The organism is Sphingobacterium sp. WOUb80 (genome assembly GCF_050058145.1).
GTDB lineage: Bacteria > Bacteroidota > Bacteroidia > Sphingobacteriales > Sphingobacteriaceae > Sphingobacterium.
Genome location: NZ_CP165617.1, coordinates 6,458,892 through 6,485,146, shown reverse-complemented (window position 1 = coordinate 6,485,146; position 26,255 = coordinate 6,458,892). Strand labels below are relative to the sequence as shown.

The 26,255-nt window shown below is 39.1% G+C and carries 22 protein-coding genes; 11 read left to right on the top strand and 11 right to left on the bottom strand.

The window, feature by feature from the left end:
- Nucleotides 1–268 precede the first annotated feature (268 nt).
- From AB1Z56_RS26765 to AB1Z56_RS26740, 6 genes are all read left to right on the top strand, one after another.
- Complete coding sequence (locus tag AB1Z56_RS26765; protein WP_426790599.1) at nucleotides 269–856, top strand: RNA polymerase sigma factor; 588 nt, start codon at nucleotides 269–271, stop codon at nucleotides 854–856.
- A gap of 59 nt (nucleotides 857–915) precedes the next feature.
- On the top strand, nucleotides 916–2,016 hold the full coding sequence (locus AB1Z56_RS26760) for a FecR family protein (RefSeq protein ID WP_426790598.1): 1,101 nt from the start codon (nucleotides 916–918) through the stop codon (nucleotides 2,014–2,016).
- A 184-nt stretch (nucleotides 2,017–2,200) separates the two neighbouring features.
- On the top strand, nucleotides 2,201–5,683 hold the full coding sequence (locus tag AB1Z56_RS26755; protein WP_426790597.1) for a TonB-dependent receptor: 3,483 nt from the start codon (nucleotides 2,201–2,203) through the stop codon (nucleotides 5,681–5,683).
- A 24-nt stretch (nucleotides 5,684–5,707) separates the two neighbouring features.
- A complete protein-coding gene (locus AB1Z56_RS26750; RefSeq protein WP_309366771.1) occupies nucleotides 5,708–7,375 on the top strand; it encodes a RagB/SusD family nutrient uptake outer membrane protein in 1,668 nt (555 codons plus the stop codon).
- Nucleotides 7,376–7,386: 11 nt separating this feature from the next.
- On the top strand, nucleotides 7,387–8,730 hold the full coding sequence (locus AB1Z56_RS26745; RefSeq protein WP_426790596.1) for an alpha-L-fucosidase: 1,344 nt from the start codon (nucleotides 7,387–7,389) through the stop codon (nucleotides 8,728–8,730).
- 243 nt (nucleotides 8,731–8,973) lie between these two features.
- The gene (locus AB1Z56_RS26740) at nucleotides 8,974–10,737 is read left to right on the top strand and encodes a hypothetical protein (protein WP_309366767.1); all 1,764 of its coding nucleotides are present in this window, start codon (nucleotides 8,974–8,976) and stop codon (nucleotides 10,735–10,737) included.
- 493 nt (nucleotides 10,738–11,230) lie between these two features.
- On the opposite strand, the gene AB1Z56_RS26735 is transcribed toward AB1Z56_RS26740, so the two are convergent.
- The 5 genes from AB1Z56_RS26735 to AB1Z56_RS26715 all read right to left on the bottom strand — a co-directional run bounded on the left by AB1Z56_RS26735 (nucleotide 11,231) and on the right by AB1Z56_RS26715 (nucleotide 16,241).
- On the bottom strand, nucleotides 11,231–11,428 hold the full coding sequence (locus tag AB1Z56_RS26735) for a hypothetical protein (protein WP_426790595.1): 198 nt from the start codon (nucleotides 11,426–11,428) through the stop codon (nucleotides 11,231–11,233).
- Between the two features lie 22 nt (nucleotides 11,429–11,450).
- The gene (locus tag AB1Z56_RS26730) at nucleotides 11,451–13,646 is read right to left on the bottom strand and encodes a TonB-dependent siderophore receptor (RefSeq protein WP_426790594.1); all 2,196 of its coding nucleotides are present in this window, start codon (nucleotides 13,644–13,646) and stop codon (nucleotides 11,451–11,453) included.
- Nucleotides 13,647–13,777: 131 nt separating this feature from the next.
- Complete coding sequence (locus tag AB1Z56_RS26725; protein WP_426790593.1) at nucleotides 13,778–14,995, bottom strand: hypothetical protein; 1,218 nt, start codon at nucleotides 14,993–14,995, stop codon at nucleotides 13,778–13,780.
- On the bottom strand, nucleotides 14,988–15,590 hold the full coding sequence (locus AB1Z56_RS26720) for a hypothetical protein (RefSeq protein ID WP_426790592.1): 603 nt from the start codon (nucleotides 15,588–15,590) through the stop codon (nucleotides 14,988–14,990). Before AB1Z56_RS26720 ends, AB1Z56_RS26725 begins: the two co-directional genes overlap by 8 nt.
- A gap of 117 nt (nucleotides 15,591–15,707) precedes the next feature.
- Nucleotides 15,708–16,241, bottom strand: coding sequence for a sigma-70 family RNA polymerase sigma factor (locus AB1Z56_RS26715; RefSeq protein ID WP_426790591.1), 534 nt, complete (start codon nucleotides 16,239–16,241; stop codon nucleotides 15,708–15,710).
- A 168-nt stretch (nucleotides 16,242–16,409) separates the two neighbouring features.
- Here AB1Z56_RS26715 and AB1Z56_RS26710 point away from each other — a divergent pair, with 168 nt between their 5' ends.
- Nucleotides 16,410–16,898, top strand: coding sequence for a GtrA family protein (locus tag AB1Z56_RS26710; RefSeq protein WP_369012343.1), 489 nt, complete (start codon nucleotides 16,410–16,412; stop codon nucleotides 16,896–16,898).
- Nucleotides 16,899–17,044: 146 nt separating this feature from the next.
- Here the strand turns inward: AB1Z56_RS26710 and AB1Z56_RS26705 are convergent, their stop codons facing one another.
- Together AB1Z56_RS26705 and AB1Z56_RS26700 are read right to left on the bottom strand one after the other, a co-directional pair.
- Nucleotides 17,045–18,571: a glycosyltransferase family 39 protein gene (locus tag AB1Z56_RS26705; protein WP_426790590.1), complete on the bottom strand. Its 1,527-nt coding sequence runs from the start codon at nucleotides 18,569–18,571 to the stop codon at nucleotides 17,045–17,047.
- A 98-nt stretch (nucleotides 18,572–18,669) separates the two neighbouring features.
- The gene (locus tag AB1Z56_RS26700) at nucleotides 18,670–19,605 is read right to left on the bottom strand and encodes a hypothetical protein (RefSeq protein WP_309366757.1); all 936 of its coding nucleotides are present in this window, start codon (nucleotides 19,603–19,605) and stop codon (nucleotides 18,670–18,672) included.
- Nucleotides 19,606–19,858: 253 nt separating this feature from the next.
- Between AB1Z56_RS26700 and AB1Z56_RS26695 the strand changes: the two genes are divergently transcribed.
- The 3 genes from AB1Z56_RS26695 (at nucleotide 19,859) to AB1Z56_RS26685 (ending at nucleotide 22,303) form a co-directional block, all read left to right on the top strand.
- Nucleotides 19,859–20,455, top strand: coding sequence for a porin family protein (locus AB1Z56_RS26695; protein ID WP_309366755.1), 597 nt, complete (start codon nucleotides 19,859–19,861; stop codon nucleotides 20,453–20,455).
- 72 nt (nucleotides 20,456–20,527) lie between these two features.
- Complete coding sequence (locus tag AB1Z56_RS26690) at nucleotides 20,528–21,565, top strand: sensor histidine kinase (RefSeq protein ID WP_426790589.1); 1,038 nt, start codon at nucleotides 20,528–20,530, stop codon at nucleotides 21,563–21,565.
- Between the two features lie 9 nt (nucleotides 21,566–21,574).
- The gene (locus AB1Z56_RS26685) at nucleotides 21,575–22,303 is read left to right on the top strand and encodes a LytR/AlgR family response regulator transcription factor (protein WP_309366751.1); all 729 of its coding nucleotides are present in this window, start codon (nucleotides 21,575–21,577) and stop codon (nucleotides 22,301–22,303) included.
- Here the strand turns inward: AB1Z56_RS26685 and AB1Z56_RS26680 are convergent, their stop codons facing one another.
- From AB1Z56_RS26680 to AB1Z56_RS26670, 3 genes are all read right to left on the bottom strand, one after another.
- Entirely contained in the window at nucleotides 22,304–23,212 is a 909-nt protein-coding gene (locus AB1Z56_RS26680) for a DUF6268 family outer membrane beta-barrel protein (RefSeq protein ID WP_309366749.1), read from the bottom strand. It abuts the gene before it with no gap.
- A 145-nt stretch (nucleotides 23,213–23,357) separates the two neighbouring features.
- Nucleotides 23,358–24,206, bottom strand: a complete 849-nt coding sequence (locus AB1Z56_RS26675; RefSeq protein WP_309366748.1) for a TraB/GumN family protein — start codon at nucleotides 24,204–24,206, stop codon at nucleotides 23,358–23,360.
- Nucleotides 24,207–24,285: 79 nt separating this feature from the next.
- Entirely contained in the window at nucleotides 24,286–24,498 is a 213-nt protein-coding gene (locus AB1Z56_RS26670) for a hypothetical protein (protein WP_293904693.1), read from the bottom strand.
- Nucleotides 24,499–24,786: 288 nt separating this feature from the next.
- Here AB1Z56_RS26670 and AB1Z56_RS26665 point away from each other — a divergent pair, with 288 nt between their 5' ends.
- Nucleotides 24,787–25,791 (top strand): ADP-ribosylglycohydrolase family protein, encoded by a 1,005-nt coding sequence (locus tag AB1Z56_RS26665; protein WP_309366745.1) that lies wholly within the window; start codon nucleotides 24,787–24,789, stop codon nucleotides 25,789–25,791.
- Here AB1Z56_RS26665 and AB1Z56_RS26660 read toward each other — a convergent pair.
- Nucleotides 25,788–26,246 carry an SRPBCC family protein gene (locus AB1Z56_RS26660; protein ID WP_309366744.1) on the bottom strand — a complete coding sequence of 153 codons (459 nt, stop codon included), beginning with the start codon at nucleotides 26,244–26,246 and terminating at the stop codon, nucleotides 25,788–25,790. The genes AB1Z56_RS26665 and AB1Z56_RS26660 overlap by 4 nt on opposite strands.
- Nucleotides 26,247–26,255 lie beyond the last annotated feature (9 nt).

Sequence of the window (26,255 nt, the reverse complement as noted above, 5' to 3'; positions counted from 1 at the left end):
ACAAAGATCACCAAGTTATATAATTTAGATACAACTAAAGCAAGAGAAAACGATGCGGACTTCCAAATATGAAAGACTATATTAAGGATTGGGACTTGCAAGATTACAATGTGTATCAGCCCTATGCACAAGAACGTCTAAAGAAACATATAGTTCTATAAGTCACGGATCTGGACAAATAACAAATATTGCGCAATCGTGTGCGCTTAAACAAAAAGAGAATAGATTTGCTCAACTATGCATTGTTTACTAATATTGTCCATTAATCATGTACAAAACGCAAAAAATAGAGGAGATAGAACTACTGCAGGAGCTACAGGAGGGAAACGCCATAGCATTTCAGAAACTCTATAACAATTATTTTGCACTATTATACCTTCATGCAACACGTAAACTACAAGATCGCGAAGCCGCTAAAGATATTGTACATGACTTATTTACTTCAATTTGGCAAAACAGATATACGCTCTCGATCCAAGGAGAAATATCCGCCTATCTTTACAGTGCCATACGATATCGTGTAATCGACTATATTGCCAAAGAACAGTCGAAAACCAACTATCTGGCTTCCTTACCTCCAATCACTGCACATCACACCGGAGATACTGACCATTCCCTACGGGAGAAATTACTCCAGGAACAAATAGAACACGTACTTGATAAACTATCTCCACGTGTGAGGGAGGTTTTCGAACTTAGTAGAAAGCATTATCTCAGTCATAAAGATATCGCTAAAAGGCTCAATCTATCAGAACATAGCGTCCGCAGTTATATGAAAGAAGCTTTACGCCTCCTTCGCAGTAAATTAGGAAGCCTGCTATGGATAGGTTTACTATTTTTTTGCAAAAATTTTTAATTTACCCCCCCTCTTCCCTTCTTTCGTCCGTCATATAGAAGTAACCAAATTATTGCATCATGACGAACAACAGGCATTCAGATGGATCTTCTTTGCTAAAGAAATACTTGGAAGGAAAATGTACCGCACAAGAAAAAGCACTGGTTGAAGAATGGTATCTCAACCTTGGTGAAAACAAAGTTCCAGCTGACAATGAGATGATTGCTGATCTAGCGGAACTGCAAAAGAGATTAAAACAAATAACTGCAAATCAACCTTATGCTAAGGGTTATATCATAGCTCTTGCAGCAGCTATCCTTGCCTTTTTTACAATTGGAGTAATTATATATTCACAACGGAATAATGATCAGCAAAACAAACATGAGCTTTTTGTGGACGATATCACACCCGGTAGCAACAAAGCGCTGTTGTCAATCGATGGTCAACCAGCAATTGCACTAGATGGAAAAAATGGCGGTATTGTTTCAAAAGATAATTCGGTAGGATATAACAACGGAACTACAATCACTGAAACAGAACATGTTAAAACAATTACACTTTCGACGCCAGCAGCGGGACAATTTGAGGTGATACTTTCAGATGGAACCAAAGCATGGTTGAATGCATTATCGTCCATCACTTATCCAGCAACTTTTACCGGTCACGAAAGACAGATTCAACTGACCGGCGAAGTTTACCTAGAGGTCGCTAAAAATGCACAGAAACCATTCGTCATCCATACAGCACAACAGCGGATTGAAGTTCTGGGTACAAGTTTTAATGTTAACACCTATAACGACAATGGCTACACCTATACGACATTAGTCAATGGAAGTCTACGTGTGACGGATACAAAGACAAGACATCAAGTCCTCTTAAGTCCGGGCCAACAGGCAATTGTTAATGGAAAGGACGCTATCGAAGTTTCCACCAACGGTATTGAAGATAGCTACACTTGGAAGGATGGTCTTTATGTGCTACATGAAGAGACTTTAAGTCAATATGCGCTAAAAATCGAACGTTGGTATGATGTTGAAGTCGACATGGGGCCTTATGGCAATCGGAGGTTCTCAGCGATTATCCCCAGAGATGCCAAATTATCAGAAGTATTACAAGCTATTGAATTAAAGTCAAATGTGAAATTCACAAGAGAAGGAAGGAGGATTGTAGCGATGCGATAACTGGACAAAAAATAGCTCATTCTTCGAAATTCAAGAAGGACTTCAAAACCAATTATAATGAGTTTGTCTCACAAAGACCTGGGATAAAAACCTATAACCGCCAATGCAAAATTGACATACATAGCTGCATCTACCAAAAGCTATTTATCCGCCAAACTGCATTGTTTATTAAACTTAAAAGAATATGAAAAAAGATAATCCAAGGCATTATTACCGATACCTGAAATCTTACAAGACACATCTGTCTATGAAACTAACCTTTGTTCTACTGTTAGCTTCCATTATGGTTGCTATGGGAAACGTTCGTGCACAGCGCATCAACCTCAATCAGAATAAGGCACAGCTGAAAAATATACTGATTGAGATCAGCAGACAGTCTGGCTACACGTTTATTTACGATGAAAATGACCTGAAAAATATAAAACCAATTACAATCAATGCAAATAATAAAACAATAACGACTTTATTGGATGAGCTCCTTTATGGAGAGTCTTTAGGTTATCAGATAAAAGGCCGATCGATCGCCATTGAGCGCAAAACTGCTACACCCGCTATTGTTAAAAATACCGATGACAGGATTCAAAAAAGAACAATAACTGGTCGTGTGACAAATGAAAATGGACAGGCCCTCCCAGGTATCAATGTGCTTATCAAAGGAAGTGCGGTTGGTACAAGTACCAATGCAAAGGGAGAATTTTCTCTTAGCGTTCCAGAAGCGAATAGCTTATTAATCATCAGCTCTGTTGGATACGCAACAGCAGAAATACCCACACAAGGAAAAAGCGAAGTCAATGTTATCCTAAAAGCAGCAAACAGTAACCTCCAAGAAGTCGTTGTTGTCGGATTTGGTACACAAAAGAAAGAGAATCTAACGGGGGCGGTCTCAACGGTCAGTGCCAAACGACTAGCAGACCGCCCAATTGCAAATCTAGGGCAAGGCTTACAAGGTTTAGTGCCTAACTTAAACATTACTTCTGCAAATGGTAAACCAGGAACGGGATCCCAATTCAATATACGCGGCACCGGATCAATTAATGGCGGCACAGCGGGTCCACTGATCTTGGTAGACGGCGTACAGCGTGATCCGAATTCTATTGACCCTTCGGATGTGGAGAATGTGACGGTACTAAAAGATGCAGCAGCGGCAGCTATTTATGGCGGTAGAGCGGCTTATGGTGTTATCTTGATTCAGACCAAGAATCCCAAAAGTCAAAATCCTCAAATCAATTACTCTGGTGAGTATACCATCTCCAGACCGACCAAAATGGCCAAATACATCAATTCGATCGATTACATCAGAATGCATCGCGAAGCAAATCGTAACGGACAAGATGGTGGAACCACAGCATCAGAACCCTTTACAGAGCAAGATTCCATTCTTGCTAATGCCTATTTTAATGATCCAATTAACAACCTACCTGTTTATGTAGACCCGGCCAATCCTAATAAATACCGTTATGTGGGCAATACTGACTGGATCAAGGAACAATATCCGGGTTGGGCACCCATGCAACGACACAATCTTTCGATACAAGGTGGTCGCGGTGCAACCTCGGTGATTACCTCCCTCGGTTATCTACAGCAAAAAGGATTATTTAAAGAGGCTGGTCAAAAGTATCAACGCCTAAATCCATCCATGAAAGTCAACTCCGAAATTACAGATTGGCTAACCTTAACAGGAAACTTTGCACTCACACATATCGACGACAAAGAAACAGCCGGTGTAGTCACAGGCGGAACATCTTCCGGATGGATCTCCGGAGATTTAAGACCTATCATGCCTATTCGACATCCTGACGGCAACTTCTCAGGACAGGGAAACTTTACCAATCCCTTTGCTGTAGCAGCCAACAACGGAAAAAGAAAACGATACTCGAATGACCTATGGTTAACTGGAGGCGTAAAAATCAAACCTATCGAACATGTTTCGGTCGTCGCTGATTATACCTGGAATGCTTACAACAATTTCCTACAAAGCCATCAGATTCCGTTTAAAGAATATGGCGTGAATGGAATTTTGCTTGGAACATTTCCTTGGACAAGCCCTTCATCTGTAACGGAAACAACTGATAACCACAATTATTTTGCCTTAAATGCTTTTGCAACTTACGAAAACACCTTTGCCGAAAAGCATTATTTTAAAGCAATGGCAGGTATTAATCGAGAAAGTAGTCGCTACAAACGATTGGGCGTATTTGCGAATAACCTTGTAGACCCCACCAAACCGGCTATTAACTTAAATAGTGATTCGCGACCAAAGATCACAGGCGCCGAAAATGAGTGGGCAATCTTTGGAACAGTATTCAGACTGAACTATATTTTCGATAAGAAGTACTTATTAGAAGTCAATGGTCGTTACGACGGCTCTTCCCGCTTTTCTGCAGATAAAAGATATGTTTTCACCCCTTCTGTTTCAGCTGGCTGGAGAATTTCCGAAGAAAATTTTATGGCGGGAATCAAGAATGTTATCAATGATTTAAAATTGAGAGGATCCTATGGTGAATTGCCTAATCAGGGATTTAATAGCGATGATTTGTATTCGGCTACCAATTTCTATCCCTACCTTGCCACATTACCTGTCAACAATAGCATAGACTATATTTTTGGCAATCAAACCGGTGTAAGTGTAGGTGCCCCCGGACTTGTCAGCACAAACTTTACTTGGGAAAAATCAGCTACGACAAATATTGGACTCGACTTCGCCTTTCTGAAGAATCGCCTAACTGGTAGCTTTGATATCTATGAAAGACGTACAAGGGATATGCTTGTTACAGGCTTTCCTTTGCCGGCAGTATTGGGAACAACACCACCAAGCCAAAATGCAGGTACGTTGGTAACCAAAGGATGGGAACTTAGCGTAGGCTGGAATGACCGCATAGGCGATGATCTTACTTATGATCTTATGCTTTCGTTATCAGACAATCATACCAAACTCACCAAATACCCAATGAATCCATCCAAAGCATTCAACAACTGGTACGAAGGTAAATTGGATGGTGAAATTTGGGGATTTGAAACGCAGGGATATTTCCAAAGCCAAGAGGAAATCGATGCGGCACCAAAACAGACCCAAGTCTGGGGAGGAACCTGGAGACCCGGAGATATCCGTTATGTAGATCTGAATAATGATGGTAAAATAGACTTTGGCAACAATACAGTAGGTAATCCAGGAGATCGAAAAATCATCGGTAACTCTACACCTCGCTATTCCTTCGGACTTAACATGGGCTTAAATTATAAGAACTTTGATTTTTCGGCTTTCTTACAAGGTATTGGCAAGCGAGATACCTGGATCAGTAATAGTGCTTTTTGGGGATTCACCAGCGAATGGAATGTTCCGTTTGTCTATGCAACAGATTATTGGACACCAGAAAACAGAGATGCATATTTTCCAAGATTACGATTTGGCAATGGAGGAAACTCGCAGCAACAGACGAAATACCTACAAAATGCAGCCTACCTTCGGGTGAAACAGCTTACGCTTGGTTATTCATTGCCTAAAAAATGGACGGAGAAAGCCAAACTCGGACGTGCACGCGTCTATGTTTCAGGACAAAACCTACTGACATTTACGAGCTTGTTTGATGCCTTCGATCCCGAAGTACTCAATTTTCAAGACGCTCCACAAAGTAAATCGGTAGCATTTGGATTACAACTTGGATTTTAATTGATAAAATTTAGCTTTTAGAATATGAAAATTTTAAAAACACTGCTTATACTTGGTTCGTTGGCAATGCTTGCTTCTTGTAAAGATGACAGCTATTTGGATAAACTTCCTTTATCGTCGATCACTGAACCAACGTTCTTTAAGAACGAAAATGACCTGATGCTCTATGCCAATCAATTTTATACTTCCCTCCCTGCCCAAAACTTTATCCAAGACAATCAGTCAGATGATAAAGTCCCCAGCAGTGTCAACACCTTTTTGGCAGGACAATATGTAGTCCCCAATACGGATGACGCTTATAACTGGACAAACATCCGCAATGTAAATTATTTCTTACAGCGGTACAATAATGCCGACGCAAGTCCTGCCATTAAAAATCAATATGCGGGAGAAGTTCGCTTTTTCCGTGCACTATTTTATTGGGGGCTTTCCAAGCGTTATGGTGACGTCGCTTGGTACAGCAAAGATTTGACCGAAACAAGTGAAGAACTATATGCTCCAAGGACACCGCGTAACATCGTCATGGACTCTATCTTAGCAGATCTAAATTTCGCTCTTGAAAATATTCCTGCCGATAAGGTAGCCGCTGGACGCTTACACAAATATGCTGCTGCCGCCTTAAAAGCCAGAATATGCTTATGGGAGGGAACACGAAGAAAATATTTTGGTGTTGAAGGAAGCGAAAAATATCTGCGCGAAGCACTCAGTGCTGCTGAACTTATTATGGACTCAAATAAATATTCCTTATACTCCACCGGCAACCCATCAACGGATTACTACAACCTCTTTATCCAGCAGGAACTCATTGACAATACCGAATCTATCCTCGGAAGACGCTACCTTCAAAGTATCCTAATGAACGGTATCAGCAGAACGTTGGGCGAATCAGGAACAGGATACAGCAAGGATTTCGTTCAGAACTACCTTTGTTCGGATGGGTTACCTACAGCGCTTAGTACAAAATATAAAGGCGACAACAGTCCCGAGGATGAATTTACTGATCGTGACCCACGGGCTAAACAGACTATCGCAACCAAAGGATTTGTATTATTGGAGAATAGCAACGGTACCAAGGATATCATCGATCTACCTCGCATTGGTACAAATACCGCCAATACAGGATATCAATTGATCAAAGGACGGAGTTCAGACCCTAATATGTGGCAAGCCAATCAGTCTACATTAGACTTCTTCATCTTCCGTTATGCTGAAACACTATTGATCTATGCCGAAGCGAAAGCAGAACTAGGGGATATTCAGCAAACCGATATTGACAAAAGTATCAATCTGCTCAGGAAACGTGTAGGCATGCCGGATATGGTCATTGCTTCCCTAAAAAGAGATCCTAATTCAGCATTTCCGGAAGTACCGATCCTGATAGACGAAATTAGAAGGGAGCGAAGGGTCGAACTCGCCGACGAAGGATTTAGGTTTGACGATCTATTACGCTGGAAGGCTGGAAAGAGAATCGAACGTCCAGAAACAATATTGGGTATGAAACTTACGCCTGCTTTAAGAGCTAAATATCCAACGGACCAAGTCAAAGGTATTGTCGTCAATAGCGATTTTTATATTCGGATCTATACCGCGCTGGAAAAAAGAACATGGAATGATAAAATGTATTTATTCCCGATTCCTTTAGAGGAAATAAGTTTAAATCCGGCCTTAGGACAAAATACTGGGTGGCAATAATTATGATGAAAATGCATACATATATATTAATGATCAACTTTTTTCTGTTGGGCTTCCTTTGTGAAGCTCAACAAAAGGAAGTTGTCCCTTCTCCGGCCCATGTAGCATGGGCAGAAGCAGAGATCGGTGTGATTTTTCACTTTGATGTCGTGAATTATGTACCTAACTACAAATGGCAGCAATGGGGATCGCACCCTCCAGCTTCAGTCTTTAATCCGAGTAAATTAGACACAGATCAATGGATCCGGTCAGCCAAAGCTGCTGGCGCAAAATATGCGGTTCTCGTTGCAAAGCATTGTTCGGGCTTCAGCTTATGGCCAACTAAAGCACACGACTACAACATCAGCAAATCACCCTGGAAAGACGGAAAAGGCGATATTGTAAAGGACTTTATCCAGTCTTGCCAAAAATATGGCATCAAACCGGGTATCTATGCCAGCGCTTCAGCCAATGGATATTTACATGTAAACAATCCGGGCAAGGTTCAACCTGGAGGCCCTCTTACCCAGCAGCAATACAATGAAGTTGTGAAAACGCAGCTATCCGAATTATGGTCGAATTATGGTAAGCTTTTTGAAATCTGGTTTGATGGCGGAGTATTACCCATAAAAGATGGCGGGCCAGATATTGCTCCGCTGTTAAAAAAATTACAGCCTGATGCAGTGGTTTTCCAAGGTCCAAGTGATGCCAAAAATCTAATCAGATGGATAGGAAATGAAGAAGGCAGGGCCCCGTATCCCAATTGGAGCCGTTCAGATTTCACAACATCGGCTACAGGGACTATTGTTATTGACGGCTTGAATGGCGATCCCAATGGTGCAATATGGTGCCCTGGAGAAGCCGATTTCCCAATGCGCACAGGCTGGCAAGGGGGGTGGTTTTGGAAGGAAAATGGACAAAAACTCCTTTCTGTGGAACAATTGGTGGACTCCTACTACACTAGTGTAGGCAGAAATTCCAACATGCTACTTGGTATAGTAGTCGATACGAGCGGCTTGGTACCCAAAGAGGATGTTGATCGACTAGCGGAGTTTGGCAAGGAATTGTCTAAAGCTACATCACACCCAATAGCATCTATTAAAAATAAAGCAGAAAAGGAATTTACCCTAGAGCTGAAAACTCAGGCAGTTAATCAAGTTATTTTTGCCGAAATGATACAGAAAGGAGAACGTATTCGAAAATACCGAATAGATGCCTGGATCAACAATCATTGGATAGAAATAGCAGCAGGTGAATCCGTAGGGAATAAAAGGATACATAAGTTTAAAGAGATTAAAACATCTAAAATTAGGTTAAATATCATTGAATCAACAGGCACCCCACTAATTAAAAGCTTTGCAGTTTATAATATTTAAAAGCGAGCGACCACCCAATAGATATCCTATGAATCTCCCCATGCAAAATGGCCTGATGTACATCAGGCCATTTTTTTATTATAATAAATTCCGTTCTAGCAATTTGTAGAATATTTTATTTCCAACGAAACGCAATAACCGATCTAGTGTAGTAGAAAAATAACTACAATCTCATAAAATTTAATTTTTAAAAAACTTAACTACAAGATTTTTGGTTTACTTTTGAGACAGATATATAATATTATGAAAATGAAATTTTACCTGCCACTTCTAGCATTGACTTTGACTGCTTTTATCAGCTGTAATAAGAATAAGGATGATATCGACAATCCTAAAAACCAGTCTGTGGTCATCGACAATAATTCAAGTCAATTAAATGCACGTTTAGATCACCAAAATGCGGGCTTATTACCATTAGCTAACCTGATGGCGACGGGTAAACGGGCGGCCAATAACGCAACAGTCACCGCAACTCAAAATCCAGACTTTTCTCTTGCTCTTGTCGCACAGGTTGCCCCTCCTGATTATGAAGGAAATAAACTACGGGCGACCCATGTAGCTGTTTCCGGCAATTACGCTTATGTAAGCTACAATACCGAAGGGGATCGTTATCTTGGAGGCGTAGATGTCATCGACATTGCCGACATCAATAATCCTCGCCTTATCGTGAATGCTAAATTACCGAATATCGATATTAGTTCTTTGGCGGTTGACGGGAATAATTTATTGTTGGCGGGTGCAGCAGATGAAGGTGTATTGGCAAATATGAAATCTCCTGCGGTGCTTATTGTTTTACCTCTTCAGAACGGCCTTCCTACGGACGCTTATCGCTATACAGGTTTACCTAGTTATGTGGCAACCGATGTAGCAGTTAATAGCGAAAGTCATTATGCTGTTTCTGGCAACTCAGGTTCAGTTTCTAAGATCAACAAGTCTTCTGGAGCAATTGAAAAATCGGTAAATATTGCTGATCTGTTATCCGTTAGAACCTACCAAAATCAGGTTTATGTTCTTTCGGGAACACAGGGGATAAAAGTTGTGTCCAACAATCTTGATCCAGTTAAAACAATCAATGTAAGCCAAAATCCAACTTCGGCGAAGCGCACAATCGATTTTTATAACAACTATCTTTTAGCTTCTGAGGGCGCACAAGGATTGGGAATATATAATATTAACACAGGAGCATTGGATAAACGTGTAAGTATTCCCGTAAGCCCAGATGATAGCAGTATAGATCCAGAAGATATTGTCACCAATGCTGTATCAACAAACGACAAGCGTGTATTTGTTGCCAATGGTGGTGCGGGTATCGCAGCTTATCAATTCGATACTCAAAACAACTTTTCCTATATTGGAAGCGCAAGCTTCAATGCCATTGACGCCAGTTCAAGCAATTTTGTTATCAGTAGGGATAACTATGTATTTGTTGCAACTGGAAAAGGTGGTCTAAAAATTTTAAAGCTTATCGAGCTGAAACCCACTACTCCAACCTGTAATGGTACTTATCCAGCTTTCACGGGCAGCACACAAGGAGATCTTAATGTAAACAGTGAAGCGAGCTACTCGGATACAAAAACATTTGCCTCAAATGTCAATATCAACCGTAATTTTAACTGGTGTGGAACCCTTAATATCAACGGAAATTCTGTCAACATAAACAATGGTGTATTCAACATGTATGGTTCCATTGCTTTGAAGCAGAATATCAACATCAATACAACAATGAACTTAGTTGGTTCGGGTGTTATCGGTGGAACCTTTACTGTTAATGGAAATGGTGTATTCAGTATAATGGGTTCACTTTCTCAGGGAACTGTAGGGTCTAAAGCAACCTCGTTTATCAATGGTAAGATGATCATTGACGGTGAAGTAGTCGTGTATGGCAACCTGACGATCAATGGTAGCGGAAAAGTAGAATTTGCCAACAATAAGTCGAAATTAATTGTCTATGGAAGTCTTACCAACTGGGGTAGTGTAAGCAACGGAACCATTACACAAGTCAAATAAGACATTTTCAATGAATTAAATAACCTCAAAAGGGCCTGATTAATTTCAGGTCCTTTTGTCATAATAAGGCTTTCCCTTAGCTTTAGACCTCATTTATTCCGAGCCTGACCCGTAACATCTGATACCTATACAGTCAATTCTTCAACGGATGTGTTTCAACCAACTATTTCATCCGCTTATTTTCTGAGGACGACGGCCAATTTCTTTATGCCAAATTTAATCGATTATTAGACGTTAGTATTTATAAAAAAGTCTACAGTTAAAACAGTACCTAAGCTATGATAAGGGAGTTAACTTAAAGGGACTTAATACGGACTTAATAGGGAGCTAATAGGGACCTCATTCGGATGAAAGCGTATAAAGCACGAATAATCTACGGTTCATATAAGCTTAAAACATGTAGATGGGCACAACCTGTCTACTGCCTGTCTCCTAAAAGAAGGGGTATTGCTAAAAAAGCCACATCGAACGATGTGGCTTTAAACATATTTCGTTAAAACCGCAGACTGAGCTGTACGGCAAAATTGCGCGGCATCTGAGCCACGATGACCCCTTGTCCTGCAAAATATTCGCTATTGGTCAGATTATTCATCCGCACAGCGAATCGATATTTGTCTCTTTCTAGAAAAACTGATGTATTGACGAGCGTATATGCCGGGAAAGTGAATCGACCTGTCGCTTCCTGATCCACGGTAATCTGCTCACCGACACGGTTAAACTCCCACTCCTATCCCCAATCCATGAAGCACTCTATTTTGAAATACATAACTAAGCCATGAGTTAAAGACATTTCCCGGTCCAGCCGATGCGGGTCTTCGTCCTTCAACAGAAGCATCCGCTTTCTGGAATTTACTATCATTGTACGTATATCCGGCCATAACATTAAGCCCTCTTACAGGATTGGCGATCAACTCGAATTCAACACCTTTACTACGCTGCTCACCATCCTGTATAGTGACAAGAGCAGATTGCCCATCCTGCGTAACCTCGATATCTCTGCTCATATTATTCACGGTTATATCATAATAAGAAGCTGTCATGTTGAAGCGATTTTTCCATAGATTGGCTTTTATCCCAGCTTCCCATTGTCCGGCCATCTGAGGTTTTAAAACATTACTATAACCTACGATGCCTTTGTTGTCTACAGGAGCAACATTGCTAAATCCATTCATGTAATTGGCATAAGCCGAAAGCTGCTCTTTGACTAACTGGTAAACCATACCGAATTTAGGTGATAATGCGGTTTGTTTATATTCACCGTCACGTACGTTGGTGTTCAGATTTAATTGTCCTCTTGAATCAAAATGGTCTACGCGTAGACTTAATAGTGTTGTCCAGCGATCGGTCAAGTAGACTACATCTGAAATATATGCACCATATACATTATTGGAGGCATAAGTTCGAATCATACTGCCTTTTGATTTCTGAATACTAGCCGTTGCCAATTCTCTGGAAATAAAGCCATAGCCGCTTGTCAGATTCTGGGCATTTACAGTATCGTATTTCACAATAGGTGAATGGTTGTTGCGCAATGATTGATTTAGATAATCAATCCCAATAAGCAGTTTATTTTTGATACTTCCCAATTGAAATGTGCCATTGAGGTTATGCTGTATGCTTGTAGAAGCGGCCTCAGAATTATTCCATTGCACATTTCGTTCAAGCAATGCATCGCTGGAATTCCCTCTGATAAACTGATATTGATAAAGTCCTTCTGTTTTTCGAAAATTTCTAGAAATAATAGTTTGTGAAGACCAGGAGTCAGATATGCGGTAATTAATCTCACCTTTAATATTAATTGCCGGAGCTTTCAGTGTCATGTCATTATTGGAATAAGACCTTGTCCAGTCAAAACCTAATTCTTTAGGTGTTCTCGCAAAAAACTGACGATTTCTGCTCAAAAAGATAATCGGGGTATTGGTACCTTCGTAATTATAGATTTGTGCACCAAGATTAAATGTAAGACGGTCACTGACCTGATAGCTAAAAGTTGGTGCAACAAAAAATGATTTTCTGAATTCGGAGTCTCTGAATCCATTCTGGTACTGATAGGCACTATTCAATCGAAAAAGCGTCTTTCTATTCCGATCCACAGGACCATAAACGTCGGCTGTAAGTCTATTTAAATTAAAACTGCCAAATGTATAGGCTACTTCACCGCCAAAATAATCGCGCGGTTTCTTTGTTGTCACATTGATTAATCCCCCAAAGGATGTCACAGCACCTCCATACAAAGTTCCCGCAGGACCTTTAATAACCTCTATCCGTTCGATATCAGCCGGATCAATTTCTCCATTGGTCGTAGCCGGCACACCGTCCACCATAGAAACTTTAGTTGGAAATCCCCGCAAACTGTAATAGAAACTACCGTCACCACTACCACGCCCCGGACTGCCTTGCATCTTGATCATACCCGGTACGTTGCGCAAAGCATCAGAAAGATCCGTCGTCAATTGTTCCTTCAGAATCGTCTGGTTGATACTGGTATAGGCTTGTGGATTTTCCATATAAGACAAAGGCATCTTAGCAATCATACTGGTATCCTGATCCAGAAATTTGTTTCTCTTATACCCGTATACGGTCACCCCATCCAAATTATTCATTTTCTTGATAACATAAATGACAGGAAGGCTTGCCATCTCTTCGTTAATTTGGATGTTTTCCCGAATGATTTCTACATCATTAACAGAGGCTTGAAGAATGTACTGTCCAGGAGGCACATCGCTAAAATAAAACTCTCCCGATGCATTGGTCCTCGTCTGAAAGGCGGTATTTAAAAGCCTTAATAACGCATCTTTTGCAGGAATGCTTTCAGACATCATAATCTTTCCTTTAACCCTATCCGGTTTTTGCGCCATGGCAACAAAGGATAATAGGCAACATAAGAAAATTGATAAAATTGACTTCATATCAAAAAAATAAAAAACATTAATAATATATGTACAACAATAAATATTTACACGAAACGAAAACACAGGACAATAAGATTCCCCGTACTGTCAAAAAACAGCACCTTAAGCATTCGATAATTATTTTACGACTATCTGATACGGGCTATATAGATACCACTTCCGCCAAGGGCTTCTGTTGTTGCTTTGAAAACCTGGTCATCGTCCTGTTCAAAAAAATGATAAGTCCCATCTTTTGCACCGAAATTTGCAAAATATTGTTTACCATCTAACTCTCCCACTGGATAGATCGTACCATAGTGATCCAAAAGCGGGGTATTTTTATAAGTCATCTGGTGGAGGTCGACCACAGCCAGTTTTGTAGGACAATCAAACCATTCTCCCGGATCCTTCGGTATCTGCCATCCTTTTTCAATATACTGAACCAATACATCTTTCCCCTTGATATAGATGACAGATACGATGCGATGCGCGTCCAATACTTTCTGGAGGTCGACAAAGAAATCCGAAGCAAAGTTTCCATCTTTTTTAACCTTCAACAGGCCTCCCGTTGGCGGAGAATCGGAAACAGGAGCATAATCCTGTGCTCGCGCGATGTACTTCGAGGGTCTATAATAGAGGTCACCATTCAAGATATCTACAGCGAAATTGTTATATCCCAAAGACATGCGAGAATCACTGCTATAGCGGATTGACCTTTCACGAGAATTGAAAACTGCCACCTGGGCCACCGTCGGAAATTTATCAAAGTTATTGGGGTTTATCCCTATAGGCAACAATATCGTATGATCATCGGTTACAAAAGAATAATAGGTATTGGTATTTACTTCTGCCGTTTTCCCCATTGGTAGAGCGGGCACCGTTAGAGATGCTGTCATACGCATTGTACTGGGGTTGAACTGAATGACCTTTCCTTCAGCAAGAAAGAATGCATAGGCTTCTTCATTGGAAATAAAAGCTAGGGAGCCAAAAGATTCAGCTTTGACTATATTTTTGAATTGCATTGAATCAACCACCTTAACCTTCATCGCGTTATCTACAGCATATTTTCTCAAAATAGCTGAGCTGCCGTCCCAAACATAGGGATGCTTTCCGTAGGAATATATCGCATTTTCGCGTCCCAATAACACCATTTCCTTGGGGTCAACCCGTGTAGGCATATCTTGATAGGCCCCCAAATAGAACATACGTCCCTGAGGGGTCTTCACACGCGTTCCGATCAGAATCAGTCCATGATCTTTATCTCCATGACCATTTGAGGAACTTCGACAGGCCACAAAAAGGAAAACGAATAGCCAAAGGAGCACAATAGCATAGGTTGTTAATCTTAAGCTGGATATATTATACATTATTTTTGGCTTTTTCTGGATATATTTTCACATCCCCGCGAATGAAACGTGAGTAATTGTCGTCTGGTGAAAGATGGCTTTCTGGTACAATTGAATGCTTACCATCAATTGTTTCGAGATAATAAGTCTCCCCTGGCGCTAATGTGTATTTTTCTCCATTGGTACATTCAATGGACTTAATCTTCGAAGAGCGATTGAAAACTTGTAGATATCCCGAAAATTGCAATTTGCAATGATCCTCCAAAATCTCAATATCGCCTTGTGCGGAAGTAATGATGATCGCATCTGAATCATTCGGATAAGATCCAGTCCAGCGCTGGTAAGCTACAGTAATCAACAAAAAGATCGCTAAAGCCGCTGTAAGCGGCAGCGCATAGTTCTTTTTCCTAGGCTTGGTAAACTGGACTACATTTGCCCCATTTGTCTTCTGTTGGATCTGCCGCCAAACGGAATGTTTCATGCTGTGCAATTCATTCGAAGAAAGAACATTCAGATCCTCTGAATAATCATTGAGCCAATCCTCCACAGCTTTACATTCAGCTTCATTCGCGGTATGCTCATTATATCGTTTTAAAATTTCTGGGTTAATTTCCAAAATATAGCAATTGTATGATACCTACTTTTTATAGAGAAAGCCAAAAGCTAATTTTAGCCTCCTTTATGAGTATAGTTGGTCAAAGTGCATAATACCCTTAGTTAGATTTTATTTTTTTTATACTTTTCTTTCTATACTATTTCTTATGGCTTTCAAAGCTTTGGTTAAATGTGCCTCTACAGTCTTTTCAGCAATGGATAATCGCTGCGAAATTGTACGGGTATTGAGACCTTCTTCTCTGCTCATAACAAATACTGTCCTGCACTTTGGAGGAAGCTGATCTGTTATTGCATGAATTCGTTTCTTTAAATCCCTGAAAAAAATCGTTTTTTCGGTGATATTATCACCTCCGTCTTGGTCAAGACGCAGCTGATTAAGGTATGTATTTCTTCGATGGTTTGTTTTAAGGTAATTTAATGCGGCGAGTTTAGCCGCACGATTCAAATAATGCTGGATGGGAACCGTGAGCTGGATTTCAAATCTTCTTTCCCATAATCTTAGGTAAATATCCTGTACAAGTCCCTCCGTGATAGACCGATCTCTTATCTGTTTGAAAATAATATTGAATAGTTGCTCCGAAGTACTCTTGTAAAGAACCTCAAAATCGTTAGGTGTTTTAAAATCAATACTTATATTACTTCCGCTTTTCACAGTTATTTAGAATAAATCTAATTTAATGCAAGTATAGGAAAAGTTCTCCATGTTATCCTAATTTTTTCTCAATTCGAATAATTTCTTTATTCTCTGTTTCCCATCGGAATTGAGATTTATATATTTGTTGAATTTTAAAATCGATCGGTATGACAAAAGAAGAGAAAGATGCTTTTCGCAAGAATTAATGATAGTTTAGAAACTATCTATCAATATTTTAAACCATATTTAAGCTTTATTGACTTTCAAAAATTTAAATATGCTTTTTGGGGCTGTGTGAATGTTGGCTTGAGCTGGCTGCTTTATTTTGCTATATTTAATTTTATAATAAAAAAAGAGAACGTATCAGTTTTCGAATTGATCACCATCAGTCCGCACATTTTTTCTTTTTTATTATCCTTCGTAATTACCTTTTTCACAGGATTTTGCATCAACTGTTATATTGTGTTTGACGAAAGCAAAACCCATGGAATCTATATAATGTTACTTAGGTACCTTATTTCCAACATAGGCTCTATTTTGATCAACTACCTTCTGTTGAAACTGTTTGTCGAACAATTTCTTTGGTATCCCACACCATCCCAGATTCTATGTACTTTTATCGTCACGATCTATAGCTTTTTAATGCAGAAAAAATTTACTTTTACCTTCTCCTGAAAACAATTACACAGCACTAAATATCAACAATCTACAAAAAACATTATAATATACCCTGCTCTGTAGAATTCTAACTTGCAGCTGTTCATCTGATCTACCAAAGGGGTTCCTTTTACCTGGCAGATAATAAAAATCCAATGATAGTACTATTCAAATATTCGAGCCTTAAATAGCGCTTTCATTTGATCAAAATCCTGTTTTGGATGCTTACATAGATAGATTGTCTGCTCAACCCAGCCCTCACTGCTGGCATACGGACTGTATAGCTTTCGTATTGGAACCACTTCTCTAAAAAAGGGATAAAAGAATTCATCGCTGGTATCATTGTAACAAATGGCTATTATAGTTTCAGGCATTTTTCCCCGAGGAGCCCAGCTGTAAAAACTTCCGTGGTAAGAAAAAGCATTCGGAAGTCCATAATTATTTTTCATCAGCTCCACAGCGCCTGCCTGAGAATAATGTTTCCCCCAAATGAGACATCTTTCTCTTTCTTGTGCCGGTAGACTATCATAAACCATTGTTAACTGCTGCATGACTGTTTCCCACTTTTCTTTCGCTTTGTACTCCTGCATTGGTAGTACCGTTTTGCCATTTTTTATCGTTTGAGGATAATACTTGTAAATCGTATCCATAAAATAGGAATAAGAGTAAACAGGTATGCCAAAGGGAATCATTATTGTTCCAAGCAATAAAACCAAACTCAACGGATACAGCAGCCATTTCCTCTTTAGCTGGATGATCCGTTCATAGAAGACACCACAGAAAGGCAGTATTGTAAGCACAATTGGAAAGAAATAATAAGCTTTCCCTTTCGCATAAGCGAGAAAAGCAATAGACAATAAAATGGAACTCGCGATTGGTCGGTAAAAATCTTTACTTGTTCTATCCCGCCACATAAACACAAAAGCCGGCAGCATCAGCATAAACACAATGGGGTTTAAATCCAAAAATAAGCTATGCAGTACTTGTTTAACGTTTAATTCATCCAATTGGGTTTCATAAAGTCTATGAAACATTTGTAGTGCTGGAAACTGATGTAAATACTGCCAGATTAAATTTGGCAGCAAAATCAAAAAACCGACCAACAAACAGCGCCAATAGTCTGCAGAAATCAATGCTGCTCTAGTTCTTCTAAACAAAAACAATGAAGATAGCCCAAACAAGAAAAACAATGCGTCATATTTGGTCATGAAAAACAAGGCAACAAGAATAGCTAAATACCATAGGTATCTGGGGTTCTCATATTTTACAAATCGTACGAGCTGATAAAATGAAAGTATCCAGAATAACTGGCTAAAGACAACCGGCTGAAACGTCTGTTGCGAGCCTCCGAACCCCGGCGAGATTAATAAGCACAGCAATGTGATAAATACAGCAATACTACCTCCACCCAATTCGATCGCCGTTTTACCTAGATACACGACGATCAGTAACATCGCGATATGCGGAAAAATATGATGAACAAATACAGATTGGCTGTGTAATAAATTTTGAAAAAAGGCCAGTAGTCCAATGATCGGTGGAAATTCCATATAGCCAAAGGCCAAATGCTTTCCTGTCTCAATATGCAGCAATTCATCCCCCTGGAAACCCGAATGGTAATCAGCAATGCTGTGAAGCGCAAGTTTTATAAGGCAGAAAACAAAGATGATGATTTTGCTTCGTTTAGTCATTTTGGCTAAGAAAATTTTAGTAAACCACAAGGTAGAGTATACATCGAGAAAAAAGTCTATCGCGGGTGCAATCTGAAACAGATAATTTCAGTAAAGAGTTATTCCATAATTGTATGTGGAGTTAGCGGAACCTTTTGTTTCCAGATCCCCTTTACGATAAACTCATGACCCGATCCTCTATTCTTAATGGTAAAAATGTAATTGCAAGTTCTTTCTAGATATTTAAACTCTCCCCTTACGGCGATACGCGCATAAGGTTTGAGTAGCAGTTCTTGTTTATCGCCCGATTTAATATAATTTTCAAAAGTTTTGCCCTTGGTATAAGGCACCTTTCCCTGCCAGCGCACAGCCCCATTTATCAACAGTTCATCCATAAATAGTGAAGAATCTGCACTTTTGAGCCATTCGAAAGCACCATAGTTTTCACTTATAAATTCGGAGCTATATTTTACGTCTTTAAAGATAGCAGTGATATCGGCTTTCCGCTCTTGGTTTGAACTGTTTGTCAGCGTTATAGCAGCACAACCTTCGGCACTAACATAAATTTTTCGACTTCCTTTCACTTCTGTAATTTCTTTTTTAACCAACTCATATCCCTCAGCTCTTGTTTGGATAAAGTTCACTTCATCCTGTTTATCCGCAGACAATATGCCAATGACAAAATTACGCGGCTGGTCACTAAAATTCTCCAACAAAGTTAATCGGAGCTTATTATTAGCCGTTTTTTCCAGCTGTAACCAACCGTCTTCAACTTCTACAGCACCAGTATGTTCCAATTTGAGTTTTTTTCCGGTAGAATCTTTCAGCATTTCACCAGTAACCGCATCTTTTACATAAGAAACATACCAAAGATCAGCTTTGATCGGGATGATATTCCCAATAATTCCGGTTTTCAAAGTGACAGTTCTGGAATCAGGATCTATTAAACCTCCTCGGGAATTCAGTCCCTCTTTTGAACAGGATATGAGCACAAGCAGACAAAAGAACCATACCAGATGAGGAAAAGGGGATGTAGGCTTCAACGGATTTTTCATGCAAAATCGATTATTTGTACCACGCAATTGATTAGACAGCATCTATCTTGTAAGTTAAAAAAATAATCATAATTTTCCTACTATCGCTAACAGAAATGCTCATAAACCATAAATTTTGACAAATAAATAGAAAGATTCTATTTACTAATCTCTCTTATATTAATCTTCGTCACCACAGAAATGCAGTTCGTCAAACACTTTTTGCCAAGGAATTGATCCTTCGTTCTTTTGGACAAATTAAAACAATAAAAAAATGAATAAAAACGCAATTTTATCCTGCATCGTATTATTTGCTATGATGTTTAGCAAAAAGCTGTTTGCTCAGGAACAACCTTTCATTCAACTGGGTATTAAGGGTGGAAGTAGTCTCAACAAACTCAATACAGAATTAGCTGATTTGGATGACAAATATGCCATAGGATTACACGTAGGTGGTATGGCAAGAATTAATTTTGGAAGAGCTTATATCCAGGGTGAGGCTCTTTTCAATAAAAGGAAAGCAGCGCTTAAACCGCAAGGACAAACAGAGAGCAAACTAAAATGGAACGCAATCGATATTCCCGTGGTTGCAGGTTACAAAATATATCAAAATCAGGAGCTCAATTTCCGGATATTGGGCGGTGCAATTTACAGCTACACCCTAAATGACAACCTGCCGCCTCTAAAAGCAATACAACAGGGAATCAAACATTTTGACAAATCAAACTTACAACTTACAGGCGGTCTTGGAGTAGACATTCAGCGATTTACACTCGACGTTCGCTATGAACGCGGTTTTTCTGACCTCAACAAATCTTTTAAATCCAAACCACAGGCATTTTCTATTGGATTGGGTTACTTTATCTTCTAAAACAATGAATATGTTTTACCTTTGGAGCTATCTGGGGATCAGGCTCCAAAGGTATTTTTATAAAATCGCTATATGTTCAAAAAAAACTATCTAACTAAACATCTTTTCCTTACCTTATTTTGGCTTGTACTCGGATTTGCAGTATGGATTCAAATAAAAGATGAATTCAATGCGCTACAGGCTCTATTCCATACTTCTTTGATAATGGTTTCTTCCATTATTGTTTCACAATGGCTTAGTGACCGGGTTCTGCCTCAGGCGATCAAGACTCGACAAATGAAACCTTTTGTCCTGAAAGCGATCGTTTTTGTAATCATTTTAGCAATTTTAATTGGCGGTATAGATTACTATTTCATCCTTTCTAAGGAGGGTATATCTATTCAACAAAGGACAGATCTCATACTCACTCATTTCTATCAAGCAATTCCATCTTCTCTACTTATTAATGGCACAGCCTGTGGGATTAGGTTTTATCAGGAACATGCCGATATACAACGTGTTCACAGCCAGCTGCAGCAAAATTTTTTAGAGAGTCAGGTAAAATTTTTACAGGATCAGGTTAATCCTCACTTTATGTTTAATGTTCTGAACCACATTCATATTCTGATGAAAAAGAACGTGGAAATGGCCGATTATTTGCTTCTTAAATTTTCAGATATTTTAAGATACCAACTCTATGAATGTAATCAACCGCTCGTTCTTTTAACACGTGAACTGCAGTATTTACAAGATTTTATAGCCATAGAAAAAATGCGTTGGGGAAAAGAGCTGGATGTAAATTGCTCCTGGACACAATCTTCAAAGGATTTATATATTGCGCCCTTGATGCTCATCTGCTTTGTCGAAAATGCATTCAAACATGTAAACCGGCTTCCAAATCAAAAAGGAAGTATCCTCCTATCTTGTGTTGAGGAAGAGGGAAAACTCCAATTTAACATCAGCAATAGTTATCAGGAATATCCTCATTTAGCTTCAACAGGGCACTCCGGTATAGGGCTAGAAAACGTAAAAAAGAGATTGGAACTGCAATATGAAAATAACTATTCTTTAACAATCCACAAACTCGATAGCAGTTTTGCTGTCCAACTGACAATTGATCTTAACAGCTAACTTTTGACAATGGAAGAAATGAAAATGAAATGTATCATCGTTGACGATGAACCTATGTTGCGTCAACATATTGCTGAAATGACCGAACAGATCGATTTTTTGGATTTAGTAGAAACATTTCCTTCAGCGCTTGCTGCAACCTCAAGATTACAGCAGGGAGATATAGACCTTATTTTTTTAGATATTAATATGCCCTATCTCAATGGCATAGACTTTTTAGACTCGCTTGAGAATCCACCGTTATGTATCTTCATTACAGCTTATTCAGAATATGCCTTGGAAGGATTCAGGCTGCAAGCTGTTGATTACCTACTCAAACCTATAGTTTTCCAGCGTTTCTACCAGGCCAGTACCAAGGCTTTTCAGCTCTTTTTGCAGCGGAACAAACCTTTACAGGAGAGCAATCCCAATGATCACATGTTATTTGTAAGACAAGGAGATTCTTTTGTTAAAATCTCCTGGACAGATATTCTATACGCTGAAAGTATGCAGAATTATACAAAACTTCATTTTAAAGAACGTACAATTACAATCCATCAAACCATGCTGGCTTTGGAAGAGGCATTACCCAACAACCATTTTTTTCGCATTCACAAATCCTATCTAGTCAATGTAAACCATATCGATATCATTACTGGAGGGAGAGTGTACATACAGGAACGAGAACTGCCTATTTCGCGTACAAAAAGAGAGGAGCTTCTCCAAAATGTTGTTTTTAAGAAGCTCCTCAGCCGATAATTAAGGCATATTCCATTTAATTGCTATCGAAGTATAAAAGGTTGGTGAAAACCGGGGATCTTCTTGCGTTTTATTCTTAAATAAACTTTTTAAGGATCGATCGTTTTCAACATACAATCTGGCCAATGTACTTCCTCCTGTCAGCTGGAGCTTGAGGCTCTTACCTAGATTGAACTGTGGCTGAAGCCCAGCTGTCAATAACATAAAACCGCCTAAAGTAGATTTTCCATTCTTTTCGCGCTCTGCCGTCATTCCGTCTAAATTAAGGACAGCGCGTAGATCCATCAATTCATTGACATGGTAGGATGCGGATAGACCTTGCGGGAAATTCACATTAAACTTCACTTTTCCATTTGTTTTCCAGTCAAAATACAAACCTGGCAAGATCATTGGTACGCCAAAACTATTGCTCAATACAGGTCCAAAACCAAAAGCTAAATTCGGTCTAAATTTTTTGATAAAAAGCACGCCCCCCTGTCCCAGCACATCCTTGCCATCGACCTTAACGAGATCTGAATAAATCCCTACAGAGGCAAAAGTTAATAAAGACCAATTTTTCCTTAATGAGGTCAGATATTGAAGTCCCATTTCCGCATTTAACATTTCAGTCGGAAATAAAGGTTCTTCGTACCCTCGATTTTCCATTCTTGCATAAGCTGCCCCTATTTTCCATGACCAACGTTTGATATTACCCAAAGAATCTATTTTAGTGGATAGCGGAACTTCCAGATTAAATTGTATCCTCTTGAAATCACTTTTTGACCCCGTCTTAACACTATCTTCAGGTCGAATATAGTTTGAAAGCGGAACATAATCTACGGCAACCTGCCCCGATACGGCATTTTGAGCATGTGCAGCCAGCGTCGTCAATCCGCTGAGTATAACTGCACATAATACTTGTTTCTTCATGTTTTTTCAACAAAGGAAGCTTTTGGCTTGCTCAAGCACCAATTTTTTTGATATAGTGCATGTAGACTTTGACCAAATGCAAATTTATCGCGATGTCAAAATTTCAAAATGTTATGAGATGTCTCTAGGAAAGGATCAAAAAAATTTATTTAACGGCCTCTACAGTAAATCCTTTATCACGCAGTAGGCTAATCAAGCCCTTATCGCCAGCTAGGTGACCTGCCCCAACAGCAATAAAACAAGATTGATCCTTAATAACTTCTGGTATCAAGTTGCTCCAATTTAAATTTCGGCCAATTAATAATTTATCTTTTTGCTCTGCTGTCATCCATGCTGAATCTTCCAATAATTTTGTTAGCTCTTCCAAATTTTCGCTCTTATAGGTTTCAACCATTTTTGCAGTTAATGCCGGATATTTGTCCAACTGAAAAACCGACTCCATAAACAATTTGGGCGTAATGAGATCTTTCAATAAATTAAACTGAAAATCAGGCGTTTCCAGCTCCCCAATTATCTTTCCTTGATTGGACGCAAGTGCAGCTAATTCAACCTCATAAGACTTCATCTTCGTTGGATCTGGGCAATTAAACCCTTTCATCGAGAATAATGAAATCACCGCAACAGGCGATACATAATCCAACAATTTGATTGAGAGCTGCTGAGCAATCAACACACTATCCATTTTTTTGATCTCCTCTTCAGAAAACGCCTTTATAAAATTTGGATCCGAAACAGCAAATGCTTGCAGAGATTTTGCATTTTCCGGTTTAGAAAGGTCAACTTCAAAAATGAGCTTTTTACACGAATTGAATGCATCCAAATTCTTTTGTTTGATAACAAAATCATCTGGACATAACATATGGATTGTACCGAACAAATATGAATCTTGTTTCAGACCATTACCGGAAATTTTCCACAACATAGAACTGCCTTGGGCGAAGCTGCAAAAAACAACGAAAAGAAGCAGCCCTAATAGGCTTGATATTTTTTTCATATGATCGTATAAATTGATTTTATCTATTAAAGAAGCAAAAAATCGCCTTTTCTGAAAAACTGTCATCCTGTTTAAAGGATTAAATGCTTGTCCCAAAAAATTCCTGATGCTGTCTTTCGCTCTTGATATCTTCAATATTTTTTTCGATCAGCCAAGCCTTAAAATGTTCTGGATCCTGCGGTGTAAAGTGGATCACATCACCGGATTTTAAAAGTAGGGAAAATATTCCGCAAGAGGCAGCAAATTTTATGATTTCATTAGAATGGTATCCGAGTTGGGAAAAATATTCCATTTTTTTATTCAATTCTAGAAATATATGCTTTGCATGCCAATAAAAGTCTATTTGGACAGCTATCGTTCAGAAAGCATGTTAATTTTTATTTTCTCTCAGTTTTATAATTCATTCAAATATCGTAAATTATTTCAAGTATTTCACCAAACAGATTATTAATTTAATTGTTATTTTCATAAATTAAGTAAACAATTAACAACCTCTTCAACTCAAAAACACAAGAAACTACAAATCAAACACATAACACGAAGTAATTATTCTTTACAACAAAACTTACAATTAATCGATATGGAGCAACAACCGAATCTGTCAAATAGTATAACAAATAATTCTTGTATCCTCGAAAGAAGCAGAATTGCAGGTGCTTTGTTTGGTCTGGCAGTTGGGGATGCTATTGGTGTTCCATTTGAATTCAGATCCAAAGAAGATATGCAAAATAACCCAGCGACTGATTTGACTGGTTACGGTAGTCATCACCAAGCACCTGGGACCTGGTCAGATGATAGCTCCTTATGTTTCTGTCTTGCTGAATCTCTTATAAATGGTTACAATTTGGTCGATATTGCCAAAAAATTTATTGAGTGGAAAGAAGAAGGTCTATGGACGGCCAGGGGTAGCGTATTTGATATAGGTACAACGACCTCGAAGTCGATCAGTGAACTTAAAACTATCCTTGAACAAGATAAAGTGGAAGACTTAAAGACATTACGGTACGCTGCTAGAGAACAGGACAATGGAAATGGCTCACTGATGAGAATACTTCCCTTGCTCTACGAAATCAAAGGGATAGCATCTTTGGATCAGTTTCAAATAGTCTGGGAAGTCTCGGCCTTGACACATAAGCATATTCGTTCGGCAATGGCATGTTTTATCTACATTAAGTTGGCAGAAATGTTATGCAATGGCCTCGACAAAGAACAAGCTTATACAGAAATGCGCAATCAAATTATGCATTTCTGGGGCGAAATAGAATTTCCCAAAGCAGAAAGGTGCCATTTTGATCATGTCATTCTTCATGATATTAGGAGTAAAGCTGAAGATGAGCTGAAATCCAGTGGATACGTAATCGATAGTTTAGAATCAAGCATATGGTATTTTTTGGAAAAAGAAAATTATAGAGACACTGTTTTAGGTATTATTAATCTTGGAGGAGACACAGATACCGGAGCAGCCATCGCTGGAGGACTTGCAGGTCTATATTACGGTGAGAAATCCATTCCTAGAGATTGGTTATTACATTTAGCCCGTTATGAAGACATTAACAACTTAATCAATTCACTGTTGGCTAGCTAACAGTGAATTGATTCAAAAGGCTGTCCTTTGCCGGTTTCGATATAGATCTCTAAACTCTTTAAAAATTGTTTCCATCCACCTATGCAAATATCATAACATTCGATTTTAGGGTGTAAGCCAATATGTTCGAGTTGTAATACAGTTCCATTATCTCTTTCAATGATATTCCAAACGATCGTTGTACCGATCCATTCCTTTTGATTTTTCAATCCAGGAACCACGATCAATGAATCTTCGACATACCAAACAACTTTTGCATTTTCCTGTAATTCTTCGACCCGTATTCTTTTATAAATTTGATCCCCAAAGCGAACGGTAAACCGATCATTTTTGCTATTTGAAGCCCCTTCAAACAGTGCTGTCCACCAAAATGGTATTTCGTCTGTCAATGCCTTAAATACCTGACCTGCTGATGTGCTCAGTTGAATTGTTTGGTTATAATTTTCTATTGTCATCCTATATTT